The sequence below is a fragment of the Pseudomonas sp. JL2 genome, assembly GCF_031570495.1.
GTDB lineage: Bacteria > Pseudomonadota > Gammaproteobacteria > Pseudomonadales > Pseudomonadaceae > Aquipseudomonas > Aquipseudomonas rhizophila.
The window spans coordinates 16,152-32,514 of record NZ_JAKUDH010000037.1 but is presented as its reverse complement, the minus strand read 5'-3'; the positions used below and the strand labels follow the sequence as shown (position 1 = coordinate 32,514).

General features: G+C 52.3%; 9 protein-coding genes and 5 pseudogenes. 5 read left to right on the top strand and 9 right to left on the bottom strand.

Going from position 1 to position 16,363, the window contains the following annotated elements; all coding sequences use genetic code 11:
• Positions 1-189 precede the first annotated feature (189 nt).
• The 4 genes from MKS85_RS27740 to MKS85_RS27725 all read right to left on the bottom strand — a co-directional run bounded on the left by MKS85_RS27740 (position 190) and on the right by MKS85_RS27725 (position 5,211).
• Positions 190-2,772: an EAL domain-containing protein gene (locus MKS85_RS27740; protein WP_409078036.1), complete on the bottom strand. Its 2,583-nt coding sequence runs from the start codon at positions 2,770-2,772 to the stop codon at positions 190-192.
• A 158-nt stretch (positions 2,773-2,930) separates the two neighbouring features.
• Positions 2,931-3,305, bottom strand: coding sequence for a chemotaxis response regulator CheY (locus tag MKS85_RS27735; protein WP_174604222.1), 375 nt, complete (start codon positions 3,303-3,305; stop codon positions 2,931-2,933).
• A 56-nt stretch (positions 3,306-3,361) separates the two neighbouring features.
• Entirely contained in the window at positions 3,362-4,207 is an 846-nt protein-coding gene (locus tag MKS85_RS27730; RefSeq protein ID WP_310663226.1) for a MinD/ParA family protein, read from the bottom strand.
• A 296-nt stretch (positions 4,208-4,503) separates the two neighbouring features.
• Positions 4,504-5,211 (bottom strand): hypothetical protein, encoded by a 708-nt coding sequence (locus MKS85_RS27725; protein ID WP_310663225.1) that lies wholly within the window; start codon positions 5,209-5,211, stop codon positions 4,504-4,506.
• A 1,018-nt stretch (positions 5,212-6,229) separates the two neighbouring features.
• Here MKS85_RS27725 and MKS85_RS27720 point away from each other — a divergent pair.
• From MKS85_RS27720 to MKS85_RS27705, 4 genes and pseudogenes are all read left to right on the top strand, one after another.
• Positions 6,230-7,218 (top strand): annotated as a pseudogene (locus MKS85_RS27720) (IS5 family transposase).
• Positions 7,219-8,245: 1,027 nt separating this feature from the next.
• Positions 8,246-8,575, top strand: coding sequence for a transposase (locus MKS85_RS27715; protein WP_409078035.1), 330 nt, complete (start codon positions 8,246-8,248; stop codon positions 8,573-8,575).
• Positions 8,533-8,889: pseudogene (locus tag MKS85_RS27710) on the top strand (transposase); the annotation flags it as partial. The gene MKS85_RS27715 and the pseudogene MKS85_RS27710, both read left to right, overlap by 43 nt.
• Positions 8,879-9,078: pseudogene (locus tag MKS85_RS27705) on the top strand (manganese efflux pump); the annotation flags it as partial. The pseudogenes MKS85_RS27710 and MKS85_RS27705, both read left to right, overlap by 11 nt.
• 641 nt (positions 9,079-9,719) lie before the next feature.
• Here the strand turns inward: MKS85_RS27705 and MKS85_RS27700 are convergent.
• The 3 genes and pseudogenes from MKS85_RS27700 to istB form a co-directional block, all read right to left on the bottom strand.
• Positions 9,720-10,694 (bottom strand): IS110 family transposase, encoded by a 975-nt coding sequence (locus MKS85_RS27700; protein WP_310663224.1) that lies wholly within the window; start codon positions 10,692-10,694, stop codon positions 9,720-9,722.
• A gap of 126 nt (positions 10,695-10,820) precedes the next feature.
• Positions 10,821-12,944 (bottom strand): TonB-dependent siderophore receptor, encoded by a 2,124-nt coding sequence (locus MKS85_RS27695; RefSeq protein WP_310663223.1) that lies wholly within the window; start codon positions 12,942-12,944, stop codon positions 10,821-10,823.
• 407 nt (positions 12,945-13,351) lie between these two features.
• Positions 13,352-14,037, bottom strand: a pseudogene (gene istB / locus MKS85_RS27690) (IS21-like element helper ATPase IstB).
• Between istB and MKS85_RS27685 the strand changes: the two are divergent.
• Entirely contained in the window at positions 14,036-14,296 is a 261-nt protein-coding gene (locus tag MKS85_RS27685) for a hypothetical protein (protein ID WP_310663222.1), read from the top strand. The pseudogene istB and the gene MKS85_RS27685 overlap by 2 nt on opposite strands.
• 29 nt (positions 14,297-14,325) lie before the next feature.
• On the opposite strand, the gene MKS85_RS27680 is transcribed toward MKS85_RS27685, so the two are convergent.
• Positions 14,326-14,997 carry a DedA family protein gene (locus MKS85_RS27680; protein ID WP_310663221.1) on the bottom strand — a complete coding sequence of 224 codons (672 nt, stop codon included), beginning with the start codon at positions 14,995-14,997 and terminating at the stop codon, positions 14,326-14,328.
• A gap of 1 nt (position 14,998) precedes the next feature.
• Positions 14,999-15,688 (bottom strand): annotated as a pseudogene (locus MKS85_RS27675) (TnsA endonuclease N-terminal domain-containing protein); the annotation flags it as partial.
• Positions 15,689-16,363: the final 675 nt, after the last annotated feature.

Here is a 16,363-nt window from a genome sequence, read left to right as displayed (position 1 = left end):
TCTCGCCTAAATGGGTGTCCGGTTTCATTAGACCACTACACGGCATCTCGCTTAGCATTGGAGTGCTCATTGACCAAGAATCGATCGAAGGTTAGTTTCTGAAGATCATTCAGACTATTGACACTGCAGTGACGTAGCGTCGGCCTACGGCTCAGCAAAACGGGTTGACCGCATGGTTGGTACGTTGCTTTAAACATTACGTTTAGTGCCAGTCGTTTCTCCAACTTTCACCAAAGCGCTGAAAGCATCCATACTAAGCGGTCGACTTAGGAAATAACCTTGCCCCTCATCACACGACACTGCTTTGAGCAATTGAAGATGCTCGGCTGTTTCAATGCCCTCTGCGGTAACGGTGAGCGATAACGCGCGACCCAAGCCCACGATAGCCTGGATAATCGACATATTATCGTCGCTCTCAACGAGTTTGTTTAAAAAGCTGCGGTCTATTTTCAGCCCATCAAATGGGAAGGTGCGCAGATAGCTCAGCGAAGAGTATCCCGTTCCAAAGTCGTCCATGGATATGCGTACGCCAAGACGTTTGAGCGTACGCATTACCTTAAGCGCACCTTCGGCATCTTCGAGCATAACGCCTTCAGTAATTTCGAGCTCTACTCGGGTAGGATCGATTCCAGAGTCGAATAGTATTTTCTGGAGGCGCTCTACCAAATTGCCTCGCTTGAATTCGCTAGGCGAAAGGTTAACCGATACGAACAGACTTTCCGGCCACCGCGCGGCATATCTGCAGGCGGTATCGATTACCCAGTTGCTCAAGGAAAGAATCAACCCGCTTTCTTCAGCAATGGGGATGAAGGTGTCGGGAGGTATCAAACCACGCTCAGGATGTTGCCACCGTACCAATGCCTCGGCACCGACCATCTGCCCGTCAGCGATGCGATAGCGCGGTTGGAAATGTAGCCGCAGCTCTCCGTGTTTGATCGCGAAACGCAGGTCGCTTTCCAAACGGCGGCGCTCAATGATCTTTGCGTTCATATCGCCCGCGTAAAAGCGCCAAGTGTTACGACCTCCGGTCTTGGCCTCGTACAATGCGATATCCGCATAACGAAGCAGCTCGGTAGCCTCGCGAGCATCATTTGGCGCCATTGCGATGCCAATACTGGCGCCGACGAACACTTCCTGCTCATCGATCACTATAGGCCGCTCAATGGACTCGATTAGGCGGCGACATAGCGCCTCGACTTCTTCCTGGGCGCTTACATCGGTAAGAATCAGCACAAACTCATCACCCCCTACCCGGGCGACAAGGTCCCCGTGGCGAACACAGTCAGCCAGGCGGCTCGACACTTCGTTAAGTACCCGATCACCTGCCGCATGCCCGAGCAGATCATTCACTGGCTTGAATCGATCCAGGTTCAGACTGAGCATAACCAGAGGTTGCTTTACCGTTGGCAAAGCCTTGAGTTTTCCGTCAAGAAACTCCTGAAGCCGTGTCCTGTTGGGCAGTCCGGTAAGCGCGTCATGCTGTGAGAGGAATTCGATTCTTCGGCGGGCTTCAACTTCCTCCGTGACGTCGGTTGCAGTACCCCGACAACCTCCACCTGCCATTTCTCGCGCCGAAAGACGAGTGATTCGCTCTTGGCCTTTCGTATCGACGTAGTAGCACTGAACACTGATATCCGGGCGACGGTTCGGGATGCTGAGCCACTGAGATAACGTGCCTAATTCGGTGCTCAACAGATCATCCATCGCCGCTCCAATCCAAGCGTCCCTAGAGAGCCCTGTTACATCCTCAAATCGCTCGGATAGATAGGTGAAACGCCGATCAGCGTCTATTTCCCATACCCAGTCCGAGCTGGCTTCAACGACGTCGCGAAAGCGCGCTTCGCTGGTGGAGAGGGCAGCCTGACTGCTTTGCAGCGATTTATAGCTGGCGTCGAGCGCCTTTGCTCCCGCGTTCGTGCGACGCAAGATGGCCCAGGTCATCAGGCACACCAATAGCGCGGCAACGCCGATCAATGGCAATCCTAGCCCCAATAACCGAAGACCTGGCCTGGAGGGACTCCAGTGCAAACTGCCGGCAGTACCGTTCTCGCCCAATGGAAAGACAGACGCTTTGCCAATTTCGTCAGAAGTGGCGACGCGCAGGCCATTCACCCCGTAATCCCTACCTATCATTTCGAGTTTGGCGCTGTCCAGAATGTCGACGAACATCAATACCGACGGCGACCTGTCATCAGACATGACTGTCGGGTCAGTACCCGGCATAATCGCCGCTGCCGCGACCAAGGCGGGTACTCCTCCAATGACAATGAAGGATGTTGTTGGCGTTTCTGTTGCCGCTCCTTCACGAGCCTTTACGAGAATCGCGGTAATGGACTGCCCGAGCCATTCCTCGACTTCGACCGGTTTCAACTCACCCTTGACCACAGAATAAACAGTGCTATTGACGTCGTTGACGACAAACACTCCCGAAAATCCAAAATCCGTGTAAAGCTCAGTCCCGACGTTTTGTCGTACGTATGCCCAGTCAGCGTCCATTTCAACATGCAGGTGTTTGTAAGCATCGCCCCAAAATGCGTAATCCTTGACGGTCGACCGCAGCGATTTTTCTAGCGATTGCATTGCTTTATTCGTGTAGAAGGCACTTTCGACCTCCTCCGCTCGATCTAAATCATGCGCAAGGTAAACAAGTGAATAGCTGGCGAGGAAAAAAACGGCTGCCAAGAGACTCACAAATTTGAACAGAAAGGTGCGCGCAAGCGCCACGCCTGAAAGGTTCGACACGGTGCAAGCGATAGGTTGGTGATTGTCCATCATAAATTCCGCAGGTTCGTTGGGGCAGTTGGTTGAACAAGCTATCGGCTGCGTAGCTGAATTGAGCATTTCACTTTTTAAAGCGTTCCTCTAGATTCTAGCGCAAGTATTTATTTACCAATCAGTGAGTTATTAGCTAGGGAGCTGGGTGGAAGGTTTTAACTGTTGATACGCGTGAAAATAGTTTCTATTTTTTCTTTTAATACTTGTGCCGTGAAGGGTTTGACCACATAGCCGTTCACTCCAGCTTGGGCGGCCTTAATGACCTGTTCACGTTTGGCTTCGGCCGTTACCATTAAAACTGGTAGCTGTCTTATACGATCATCAGCACGTACACAGATTAAAAGATCGATACCTGACATGCCCGGCATATTCCAATCAGTGATAAGAAAGTCGAAACTACCCTTTTGCAGCATTGGAAGCGCAGACATTCCGTCATCCGCCTCAAACGTGTTAGTAAACCCTAGTTCACGCAAAAGGTTTTTTATTATTCTTCGCATCGTTGAAAAGTCATCAACGATTAGAATTTTCATATCCTTATTCAATTCGACCTCTCAATAAAAAATGTTATTAGTTAAAATTCCCAGAACTAAGCTAAAACATTTGCGGATACTCGCCGCATTGGTGTAGTTAACAATCGCTCACCAAAAAACTCCAATTGCCCGCGCGGGTTTTCCGGTGATGGCCAAGAGTCAATTTTTTGTGCGAGAGCCTTAAACGCCAATGAACACTTAGAACGAGGAAAAGCGTCGTACACCGCACACTGCTTTTTCACAGCCTTGCGCATGCATTCATCATAAGGTACGGATCCAAGATATTGTAAACTTACATCAAGGAAAAGATTAGTAGCCCGAAGCAACCTGGCAAAAAGTTTTGGCCCTTCTTGGGGGGTCTGTGTCATGTTAACGAGTATGCGAAAACGATTCATACCATAAGACTGGCTGAGTATCTTTATTAGCGCATAGGTGTTGGTAACTGAAGTTGGCTCGTCACACACTATCATTAACACTTCGCGGGATGCGCGAATACAATTGATAACCGAGCTACCTATGCCGCCGGCCGTGTCGATGATGAGTACGTCAACCTTTTCGTCGATATCATTAAAGGCTTGAATTATTCCGGCGTACTGAGCTGGCGCTAAATGACTCATACTTTGGCAGCCAGAAGCGGCTGGAACGATGCTGATTCCGCGAGGGCCTTGTAGGACTACATCCCGCAATTCACATCTTCCCTTAATCACGTCAGCAAGGTTTTTGGAGGGGGCTAAGCCAAGTAAAACATCGACATTTGCAAGTCCGAGGTCAGCATCAAGAAGCATGACCTGTCGACCGCGCTCCGCTAATGCCACTGACAGATTTACTGCTATATTTGTCTTACCGACACCACCTTTGCCACCTGTTACTGCAATGACCTGCACGGGGTGCATGCGACTCAATTTCTTACTCCTAGTCACTTAGTCGGTAGCCGCTTCTGTCTTCAACATTAACACAAACCCGCAATTTGGATCTAATTTGTAGTGAAAAAACATCATGGCTTTTTCCAGGAGACTAAGAGGCAAAAAATATGAATCGTCCTGTTGCATCGAGCCTATAAATTGAAACATTGGCATACAGCAAAAATCGCACCAGTGCAGTGATCTAAAAGCAGAACACTTTAAATTCTTGAGCCGACCCGCCCCAGCCATTAACAGCGGCGGGATTTTGACAGCGAGAAACTATTAAAATGTGTTTTTCAGTTTCCCGGTGTTAACCAGCCTCTAACATTGTGAGCATCGCGCAGTTTGCGTACTATTTCAGATGCCTCTGACTTGCTTTTATAAGGTCCAATAATGATAAAATTATTTTCAAGCCTTATTGCTGGCAAGCTCATCCCCTTAATTGCTGCAGCAGTTTTTTTACGGTCCAATGCGCTCGATACAGTAATCTCTATCACCCATATCATCGCGCTTGAGGATAAGGGTTCTTTATTATTTTTGTGCTTGACTATTATGCTGCAATGATTGCACGACTGATAGGTTAATGGTATCAATGCCGGCATTAACGAGCAAAGATGGAATTGTTTTTTATACACACTTTTTTTTCTGCGAAAAACCATCATTATCAATCCCGACATTACCATGAAGCCTCCTGCTACAAGCAGGTATTGTAACCAATCGACCATAAAATTCTCATATTGAATATCTGTATTGTCTAATGTTGTTTCGAGCCTCCGCAAATTTAATGGAATTAGCGAAACCCATTTATATTTTTCATCGGACTTGTCATCTGCCGTCGTTTTCAAAGGCCTTGCTTCAGAATTATAGCTTTCGGAATTACTAGTTGAGCTTATATTGTTTTTATCAGGGCACGACATGATAGGGGTTTTCACAAAAATAAATGCTGCCAGTACCAATACTTGTATTATCAATCCATATCTAAAAGCCACCGAATTTAACTTCATTTAAATTACGCCTTTTAAAAGTACACTCGTCTATTCAAAGCTCCTTAATACTGCTTTTTGTGACATCCTGAAAAATATATTTTTTAGCATCAACCAACGTTCGGCCGATTTTCAATTAGTGCTTGATTCTTTGCTGAGCTGGCGTTTCCGCAGGTACGAAAGTTTAGAATCGTAGGGCATGAGAATCCGCCCCAAGTGCAATCCTGCGAATCGCACAATCGTGCTCTTCAAAAGACCCGTCTAGCATTAGAGCTCGTCAGATCTACTGTGCATTGGATAACCATGGCCTTTTGTTCGCCGGATGACGGCTTTGCCCCTTGCGAAGGTGACTCGATCTTTGTAATCAATCCTTTTCAGGCTCCATTCACAGCCACTTCCATCAAGAGACGTTCCCAGCGGGTCTACTTAAGCTACCCGCTAAATCGAGACCGGTTTCATTAGACCACTACACCTTCATGGCTTCACTGTTCCATTCATAAGACGGGCACATACAGAAAAGAAAAGCTCTACTGAGCTACCTGGTGATGGCATTCTAGCATCAGATTGTAGGACAACGTAATACTGGCGCCAAAAAAAAGATGGTTTTTGATGAAAGGACTATCATTGAAGGATGACCATTCCTTCTAGTTCGAGTACCCGAAGCCGAATTTCTTATCTTCATTGACCAAGCTATGCAATGGCGACAGGATGCTTCAACGTCTATACCAGAGCGAGAGATGGCGGCACGCCTGCCGCTGCGCAGCAGCCAGGACAACTGCAAAGTGTCGAGATGGCCGAGTTATCAATACGAGACTCAATAAGGCACTGACCAGGGCTGCATTTCTTCATCTGCCTCGGTGGAATCAAGGATCGGAGCTTCAAGCCACAGCACTACCGGGCGAGTGGGTCCAGCCTTTGATTGCCACGATTGTGCTTTCGAGTACCGCAAACCTGGAGCGCGCAACCTAGGGAAACTCTAAAAAAGACTTTCAGATTTGGTGAAATAGCCGCCTGATCCGAACACGACGGTTGAGCCCCGATGAAACAGATGTCCTTCCGATGCCGAGTACGCCGGCAAACGTAAACAGACCCTCCGCGAGCGTTTCCTGATCGAGATGGATCAGGTCGTGCCCTGGAAGGGGCTGATTGCGTTGATCGAGCCCCATTATCCGGTGAAAGGTGAAAGGTGAAAGGTGGTCGTCCGGCGTATCCGTTGATGGCGATGTTGCGGGTTCATCTAATGCGGGACTGGTTCGGCTACAGCGATCCGGCGATGGAAGAAGCACTGTACGAGACCACTACCCTGCGCCAGTTTTCGGGGCTCCATGTGGATCGGATACCCGATGAAACTACGATCCTCAACTTCCGGCGCTTGTTGGGGAAACATGAATTGGCTGGCGGGATTTTGCAGTTCATCAACGGTTATCTGGGCGACCGTGGCCTAATGTTGCGCCAGGGTGTACGGTGGTCGATGCGATGATCATTCATGCGCCGAGTTCGACCAAGAATAAAGACGGTAAACGCGACCCCGAAATGCATCAGACGAAGCAGGGGAACATGTATTTCTTCGGGATGAAAGCGCATATCAGCGTCGATGCCGAGTCGGGTTTGGTGCATAGCCTGGTGGGCACGGCGGCCAATGTGGCGAACGTGACGCAGGTCGATCAGTTGCTGCATGGCGAGGAATCATACGTGCCTAGCGATGCCGGTTACACTGGCGTGGACAAGCGTCCTGAGCATCAGAATCGCAAGATGATCTGGTCGATTGCCGCACGGCCCAGCAGCTATAAAAAACACGCGGAAAAGAGTTTGATCGGGCGCCAGCGGTGCAAAATCGAATATGCGAAAGCACAAGTCCGGGCGAAGGTTGAGCATCCATTCCGAGTGATCAAGCGTCAGTTTGACTATACAAAAGTGCGCTTTCGCGGCCTTATGAAAAACACCGCGCAACGGGCCATGCTATTTGCCCTATCGAACCTGTGGATGATGCGAAAACGGCCGCTTGTCGCGGGAGAGATGCGCCTGTAATGCAGGAAAAGCGCTTTGAAAAGGTGTCGCTCAAGGGTGAAACGATGAGTTAAGAACAGGAATGATCTGATTTCTGACGAGCCGGCGTTTTTTAACCTCTACCAACAAGGGCATCAAAAATCGCTGACTACTTCAGAACTTCCCTAGGCTGACTGACGCGGACAGTCGACGAATATCAACCTGACTGGTGGGGTGCGTACCGCGTTGCGACTACGGCAAAACTGGATCCAGCCTCGCCAGCACGAGCTGCTTCAATCGCCGCTTCAAGGCAAGCAGTAGGCTCCCCTCAACCAAGCTATTCAGGGGAACGATCGGGTTATCTGCTTTGTCACTAAAAAAACGACATGTTGAGATGACGGGATACATTTTCGCGAATCCTTACCTTGGAGAGCCTGTATATGCTTGTTGTTCCTTTACTGTCTGAGCGTGTAAATGGCCGTACGCGAGCCAATTGGCGGAAATTGGTTCAGGCTCTCTATGACAGCCCTAACTCAGAACGGACGTATAGATACATGTGTCTTGCCGATGGCTATCTCCAAGCCCTCAACGATGCTGAACTGATTGATGATGCCCAGTATCAGAGTTTGTACGACTTTTTGCAGAAAATATGATCAGTTGCTCCTAACATAGCTTGTTGCCAGCGGCGGAATCCTCCTCCAACCGCTTAACCGGGTTGGGTGTGGAGCCTTTTGTTTCAGTGGTCACTAACCCGACGCGGACAGCACTTCATTGCGAGGGTCCATGGCGAGTCATTCGATAACCGCTTCTTAAAAGGCGTCACCATCGCGTCCCATCCGCTGTCTCTTGAATGCTGGCTAGCGTCGCCAAGTTGACCAAGAACGACGAACTCCTTCCCACCATCCTACCGAGTCCGGACTAAAGATCACGCCGTTAGGATGCCGCGGTGCCGGTAACCGCCGTAACCGTTCGGCCAACATATCATCCTGACACCGTCGCTTGAGGCGATGGTGTCCACCTAATTTTTGATCTGACCCCGAAATGTTGGACATCAACATTGAGGCGTGTCATGAAAAAGTACACAGAGCAGGCGAAATTGTCGGTTGTTGAAGATTACTGCTCGGGCAGCGCAGGTCACAGAGAGGTCGCGCATCGTCACGGGGTCAATGCTTCGTCGCTGCGAAAGTGGATTGCGGCATATCAGGCGCTTGGTGCCGCAGGCCTCAAAAATAAGAGAAAGAAGAACTACAGCCCTGAGTTCAAGCTGAAAGTATTGCAGCGCATGCGAGAGGAAGAGCTGTCCTATCGCCAAGTCGCTGTCCTGTTTGATATCCGGAAATCCGACATCATTGGCGAATGGGAGCGCAGTCTAATGAAGGCGGTTTGGCGGCGCAGTTGATCCGGCGCGTCGAGACCATGGACAAGCAAATCACCCATCACAAGTCGGTCAACGAGAAGCTGGCCCACGAGATCGCACTGCTCAAGCGCTTCAAGTTTGCCAAGCGCAGCGAGCAGCTAAGTCCGGATCAAGCCAGCTTGCTCGACGACTTGATCAACACCAATATCGCGGCTATCGAAGCCGAACTTGAGGCGCTGCAACCGACAGCAGTCGAAGCCAAATTGCGCCAGCAGCCCAAACGCGCGGCGCTGCCAGCGCAATTTCCTCGCATGCTGATCCATCACGAGCCGGACAACAGCCACTGTGGGTCTGGCCTTTGTAAACGTGAATATCCTGGTCGCCGCTTCGGCTATCGGCTTGGCCACGACTGTAATGGTTACGATCGGCGTAATGCTGGGACGCGTGCTTGGAACCGTAGTTGGCAAGCGTGCTGAAATCAACGGCGGCATCGTGCTGATGCTGGTCGCTCGACAATCCTTTACGAGCATTTGTCGGTGGTGTGAGGGTGTAGTGCCTCAAATAACGCCTGTGCGCAACTTCCGAGTCGGAGGCTGCGCGCGAGCATTTATTGTCAAAAAATGAAAAGTCCGAGGTGTAATTTATTGATAGCAAATGAATGCTTTTGGACGCTTCCTGCCTGTCGCCGCCGCCGGCATCATTGTGCAGTTTTCTCAAGTTCCATGGTTCTGATTGGTAATTGCTTCTGCTCTTTCAGCCAGGTGAAATGCCACCGATTCAAGCGCAGCGAGAATGTTGTGGGTAGGGGATACACCGGGCTGATGCGCCGTGGCTATTTTGATACAACAACCGCACACATCAGAGGCGTGTGGGGCCTCTATCAAAAAATGTATGGTCAGCCCAGCTCCTGCAACCTCTTTGGCTGTATTCGGTAAAACTGGCCTGCGCTAATGTATCCGGGCTCATTGTGAGCGTTGCTGTAACAACGCTCGGCCCTCGATGAGTAGCCGCTCCCGACTGTTCTGAAAAAGCCCTCAGCCTCTAAAGCTGAATTTTGTGCCAGGTTCTCAGTCGGGCCGTTTGCCGTTTACTGTCATCAGTCAGTGACGTCGCAAAAGCCGGTGGTAAAGCTGTACGTTCAAGCGTTCGGATGTGGGTCGTACTGGCCGCCTTTGGCCAGTACCGCTCACACGATTCGCGCCAGTTTGTTCGCCAGCGCGCACGCGACGACATTGGAGTGGCGACGCGTCAGCAGCTCTCGAACCCAAGGCCCCAAGGCGTCTTCCCGTTTATCGATATGCTGCATGATGGATCGCGCGCCCTGCACCAGCAGTTGGCGGATGTGTTTGTCGCCGCGCTTGCTGATGCCCAGAAGTACCGTCTTTGCGCCCGTCGAATACTGCCTCGGCACCAGCCCCAGCGAAGCGGCAAAATCGCGTCCACTTCGATAGCTCGACGCATCGCCCACATCCGCCAATACCGCACTGGCGGTGATGGGGCCGATGCCAGGAATACTCTGCAAACGGCTTCCGGCATCGTCCTCTTTCAACTGTTGCTTCAGGTCGGACTCGATGTCCTTGATTTCATCATTCAGCAGTTGAATTTGATGATGGAGGCGCATCACCACGCCCTTGAGACGCAATGGAACCGGGTGGTCTGGATCGTCCAGTAGCGCCGGCACGCGGTGCAACGCAGTTACGCCAATGGGCAGGCTGATCCCGAATTCCAGCAGAAAGCCATGAATCTGGTTGGTCGCGACGGTGCGATGGCCAATCAAAGATTCGCGGACACGGTGCAGGGCTGAAAGCGTTTGCTGCTCGGCCGTTTTGATCGAGCAGAAGCGCATCGCGGGGCGGCTCGCCGCCTCGCAAATCGCTTCCGCATCAATGAAGTCGTTTTTGTTGCCTTTGACGAACGGTTTGACGTACTGCGGGGCGATCAGCTTCACGTCGTGACCCAACGCGCTGATCTGTCGAGCCAACCAGTGGGCACCACCGCAGGACTCCATCACTACCGTGCTGGCCGGCAGCTGGGCCAAGGTGCTGAGCAATTGGCCGCGGCTGGTTTTCTTGCGCAATACCTGTTGGCCTTTGGAGTCCTGGCCATGCAAGTGGAAGCTGTGTTTGCCAATGTCGATACCGAGAAGCGTCATCGTGTTCATGAGAGATCCTCCGCCGAAAACGAGAAAAGCCCTGCAAGCGTAAACCTGCAGGGCTTCTCGGTCAGGCTAACCATCTCATTAAGCCCGGCAGTGTCGCAATACCGGGCTTTGTTCTCAGGACCGTACTCAGAATCGGTAGTTAGTGCTCAATTCCAGAGTCCGTGGTGCACCGGGCGTGATCAAATCCACGGAGCCATGCGCCGAGGCGTAATAGTCCTTGTCGAAGACGTTACGCAAACGCAGAGCCATGTCCCATTTCGGCAGGTTGTAGAGCAACGCTGTGTCCACGGTGGTGTAGGCCGGCATGACCACTTGGTTATCCAAGGCGGTGTAACGGTCATCGACATAGTTCGCCCCCATGCCTACACGCCACTCCTGTGTCAAAGAACGTACCAACCACAAATTGGCACTGTGGCGCGGGGTCAAGGTCGGAGTCTGGCCTTCGTTGGCGATACCGTTGGTACGGCTGTTGGACTTGGTGATCTCGGCATCCAGATAGGCGTAACCGGCATAGACCTGCCATTTGTCACTCAACTGCCCGCTGGCGGTCAGCTCAAGGCCATCGGTGCGCTGCTCACCCGCAAGCACCAGTTTGGTCGGATTCGCCGGATCGCTGGTTTTCATATTGGTGCGTTCCAGGCGGAACAGCGCGGCCGTCAACGCCAGGCGATTGTCGAGCAGGTCCCACTTGCCGCCGATCTCGAAGTTGGTGGTCTCCTCTGGCTCCAGGTCCTGGTTCGTCGTACTCAGGGCGAACATCTCGGCGGAGGGTTGGTAGGAACGGCTCACCGAGACGTAATAGGACTGCACTTGATCAGGCTGGTAGACCAGGCCGACTCGCGGGCTCCAGGTCGCATCGGTGCGGGACAGCTCGCTGTGCGTCAGGTCATCGGCGTATTCCTGGTCGAACACGTCATAACGCACACCCAGCAAAGCCTTCCACTGCGGCGCCAGTTCGATCAGGTCCTGTATGTAGAAGCCGGCGGTGTCCTGGGTATTGGTACCCTTGGCGGTTTGCCGGTTGGCCTGGAATGGCACGTCGACCAAGGCATCGCGGTACACCGGCACCCTGGCCACATTGGATTGGCTGAATACGGACTGGTCCTTCACCTGGCGCCCCAGCTCCACACCATAGAGCAGGTTGTGGTTCATCCCGGCGAGCACGGCACGCTGCTTGAGTTCGGTCTGGTTGGACCACCCGTCCTCCTTGCGCTGCACATTGCCGCGGTTGAGTTTTACCAGCAGTTCACCATTGGGAGCAGTGACGAAACGTGTCGGACTGGAGTCGGCGAGTGTGTTGTTACGATCCAGGTCGTAGTGGTAGTAGCGGCTGGTGTTGCTCAGAGTGAAGTCGTCATTGATGCGGTAATCGACGCCGGCCGTGAACGAGAACACCTCGCTGCGGGTGTAATCATCATCCGGATCCGCTGCACCGAAGCGCTTGTCGCGGTCCACATCGACCGGACGGTCGCCTTGTGCCGGGATGCCGAAGTCAATCAGGCGTTTGTCATACAGATAGGTCGCGCCTAGGTCCAGTTCCAGATCATCCGAAAGCTTGAAGTAGGCCGAAGGCGCGATGGCCTTGCGGTCGGTGTAGCCGTCATCGCGGAAGGTGTCGCTGTTCTCCAAAGCGCCGGTCACACGAAAGGCTTTATCGCCTTGCTGCTGATCAGCCCAACCGGCATCGAACTGAGTGCGTTTTTTGCCCTCGCTGTCGACACTGACGCCGACCTCCTGTTTGGGGGCGAAGTTGGGTGTCTTGCTGATGCTGTTGATCAGCCCCCCCGAAGAGCCTCGGCCATAGAGCACAGCAACCGGCCCCTTGATCACTTCTACCCGCTCGACGTTGGACAGATCCCGGAAGTACAGCGCATCGTCGCGAATGCCGTCGACATACATGTCGCCAATGGCACTGAAACCACGGATGGTGACCTGATCGCGCTGGCCGTCACCATTGGACAGGCCGATACCGGGGACATTCTTCAGCACGTCTTCCATCGACTGCGCCCCCTGATCCTTGATGACGCTCTGGGGAATCACGTTGACGGTTTGCGGGATATCTCGTAGCGGGGCATCGATCTTCAGTGCGCTCCTGCTCTCGGTCGGCATGTAGCTCTGCTCGCTGTACTCACTGTTCACAGCGGTTGCCGGTAGGGTTAGAGCAGACTCCGTTTCTGCCTGTAAATCAGGTACAACCAGAACGCCCAGCAACGACAGAGAGACTGGGTAAATGCGCGATAGAGCCACCATGAACACCTTTTGTGTGAATTATCGCGCGAATAATAACGATTATCTTTTGTAAGTAAATACATATCATTTCGATACAGGCGGCTGGCACAAGTCAGTACAACCGTCTCAATCTCGTCTATCGGCTGTACTTTCAGAGGGATGAAGGTGCTTCGCCGCGCCACGTGTTGTTGCGACTGGCATCAGATGTCGGCGCTGATTGAAAACTGCCCCACCTTGCCTATCGAAAATTGACCCAGGGCGGATTGCTGATTTTTGCATCAGCAATTGTGGATAAGCTTAGCAGTCGTGTCCCGGTGGAAGAGGCATCAAGCCCCACCGCATGTATTCATGCGGCAGGGTATTTTCGGTGCAGTTCAAAACGGCTCATCGTCCTTGACACCATCATCGTCTTTGCGCTTTCGTTCACGTTATTTGATCTTTGTCTGGGCGACCAAACTGCTGTGTTGTAGGCGGTAGGACTCGTTGCCCGTTTCGACGATGTGGCAGTGGTGTGTCAGCCGATCCAGCAATGCAGTGGTCATCTTGGCGTCGCCAAACACACTCGACCATTCTGAGAAGCTGAGGTTGGTGGTGATGACCACGCTGGTGTGTTCGTACAGCTTGGATAGCAGGTGAAATAACAGTGCACCACCGCTCTGGCTGAAGGGCAAATACCTCGGTTCATCGAGTATCACCAAGTCTGTCCGTAGCAGCCCTTGAGCGATTCGACCCGTCTTGCCGTCGTACTTTTCGCGCTCCAGTAAATTGACCAGATCCACTGTGGAGTAGAAGCGCACGCGTTTGTTATGCGTCGTGATCCCAGACACGGCCAAGGCGGTGGCCAGGTGTGTCTTACCAGTTCCAGGCCCGCCGATGAACACGACATTCTGCCCGGTTCTGTGAACTCCAGGTAGGACAGATCCCTGACCAAGCGGGCATCTGCGCTGGAAGCGCTAAAGTCGAAGCCTGCCAAATCACGATGCATGGGGAGTTTGGCCATGTTCATCTGATGATTCACAGACCGTACGGCACGATCTGCTTGTTCTTGTTGAAGCAGATATTCGAGCAGCCATTTCGACGACGCCGTCGAGGTACGCCAGGCGCGTTTCCACATGAGCCACAGCAAGGCAGCAAGACAGCAAGACAGCAATCGTGACCGCCATTACGACCTTGGTGTCGCCGAGCTCTGTGATGGCGATCATCACCGCATCGCCTGGTGTTGTGCGAAGATCCTGGAGCGCGCGGTATATCGCGCTATCTGCAAGCAGCAACGGGTCACCGTTGACGACGTCCTCAAGGACACCGAAAAAAAGCCAGGCGGCAACGACGAGAAGGACCGTCGGCAGTGCGAGAGCCCGAGCTTCGGGCCGTGAAGGATCGAGCAAGCTGCTGAGACTGCGGCTCAGCCAGCTGTCGTGGGCACCGGCCCAGCTGCGCAGCCGCTGCACTGCGACGATGAGGTAGGGTATATACCGCGACGCAGTGTCCAGCGCGCGATATGCAGGACCACCCAGCCCGCCGCGACTAGTACGACTAGCAGGATCGCGAGCGGTTTTGCAGCCGCACCGAGAATGCTGAACGTCGCACCGACAAGCACGCCGGGCAGGATGTGCGACGGAGCCCAAGTGAGTGCCGACGCGACATTGACGGCATAGAACCGACTGACTGCCATTCCCAGGGTGCCGGCGAGGAGCGGAATGAAGGCGCGGACGCCCGGCGTGAAGCGCGCGAGAAAGACACTTTTGTCGCCGTGACGCGTGAAAAAGGCTTCGCTGCGCTGAATCAGTTCGGGGTGTCGGTTCAGCGGCCAGAGGCCAAGAATCTCGCGGTGGTATCGGTGCCCGAGCCAGAACGAAAGACCATCACCCGCGATGGCGCCTGACGTGGCGGCGACCAGCAACGGCCAGAGCAATAAGACGCCGCTCGGCACCAAGGTGCTGAGCGCGAGGATCACGGCTGTGCCGGGAACGACGACACCGATGATCGGGATTGACTCGGAAAGTTCCAGGAGAAACACCGCCAGATAGGCGACATGCGGGTGCGCCGTCAGGAACGCGATGAACGATGAGACCAAAACGTGCGGCAATCTTTCGCAGCGTTTCAGCAGTACTCCACGGGTACGGACGGCAGCTAGCTTAATGCTCCAGAAAATCTGAGTGTAATGAGGGCTCTGCCAAGGCGCGCGGCAGTTGAGCGAACTTCCTGAGCAAGCCTAAATTCTTGATCAAATCGGGACTGAACATTTCTTCAGTGACAATGGCCCAATCAACGTGTTGACCATCCCAGAAACGTTTTTCGACCGCAAGTTTTTCCAGCGTTCTCCTGGCTTGTTTGCCTTCGAGGTCGCAGCGGTATTTGATAGTTCGGGCTACGGACTTAAAGATGCCATCGGGCTTTTTTATTGCCGTTAATAAAAAATCCGTGGTCATAACATAAGGAAGCACTGTCTTCGGATACTTGGGGTATCGCACTCCGATAGAGCTAGCGATTGCTTGAGCACTTTCTCGCGGCAGCAATGGATACTGCTCGCGTATATCCACAACATTTTCCGAAAACTCACATACCAAAAAATAGGTGCGTTCTAGGTCAGAAAATAGGTGATCGAGGCGATCGATCTTCACAACCTGGATCTTGTGGGAGTGTCCTCTGGAAGGCACATCTTGGACGCGCAGCCACGGCAGATAACTGGCACCAGCTCCGCTACCGAAGCCATTTGTAATGTGCCGTTGAATGTCTGTCTCTGACGAAAACCTACGACCGCGCAATGCTTCCTCCTTCCTCCTTCCTCCTTCCTCCTTCATCCGACGGGATCGCCTCTCCTCGCCCTGAAAAAATAGTTATAGGAAAAAATCGTTCACCATCTGCCGATGGCATAGCGCTTTTTAGCCTACTCCCGGAGCGAAACGAAGCGGAAATTCTAGACAGATGGCTCAGCCCAGAAATGAAAACCCGCATAAATACGGGGGTTTAGGCTTTGTGTCAATCTATGTTGTGTCGTGTCAACCTTTATTGTTTTGTGTCAATCTTTGTTGTTAGAAACCATAACCTCAATCTGCCTTGAACGAACGTTGAATATCACGATGATTTTCCTGGTTACTTGCAGCCGGTGGTTCCGCACACATCGACCGCATATTTACAGGGATTTATTGAGTAAGCCACCATCCTAATATGGCTGTCAGCATGCCAAAAATAACAGCTACTCTTTGCTTGATAACGCTGGACACCGCAATGCTATACGCGACTATTAAATTTGATAATAATATAAACGCAAGTGACACGGTCCCATGCATCCCAAAGCCCGACCACACAATAAGTATGCAAGCCAGCCCCAGAGCTGCAACGCACTTAACAGAAACTCGTACTCTTGATGGCCATTCACGAGTTTTATTCATTATAATCATTTCTTACTTCCTTATTCATGTTCTTTGGCGCGAAATGCC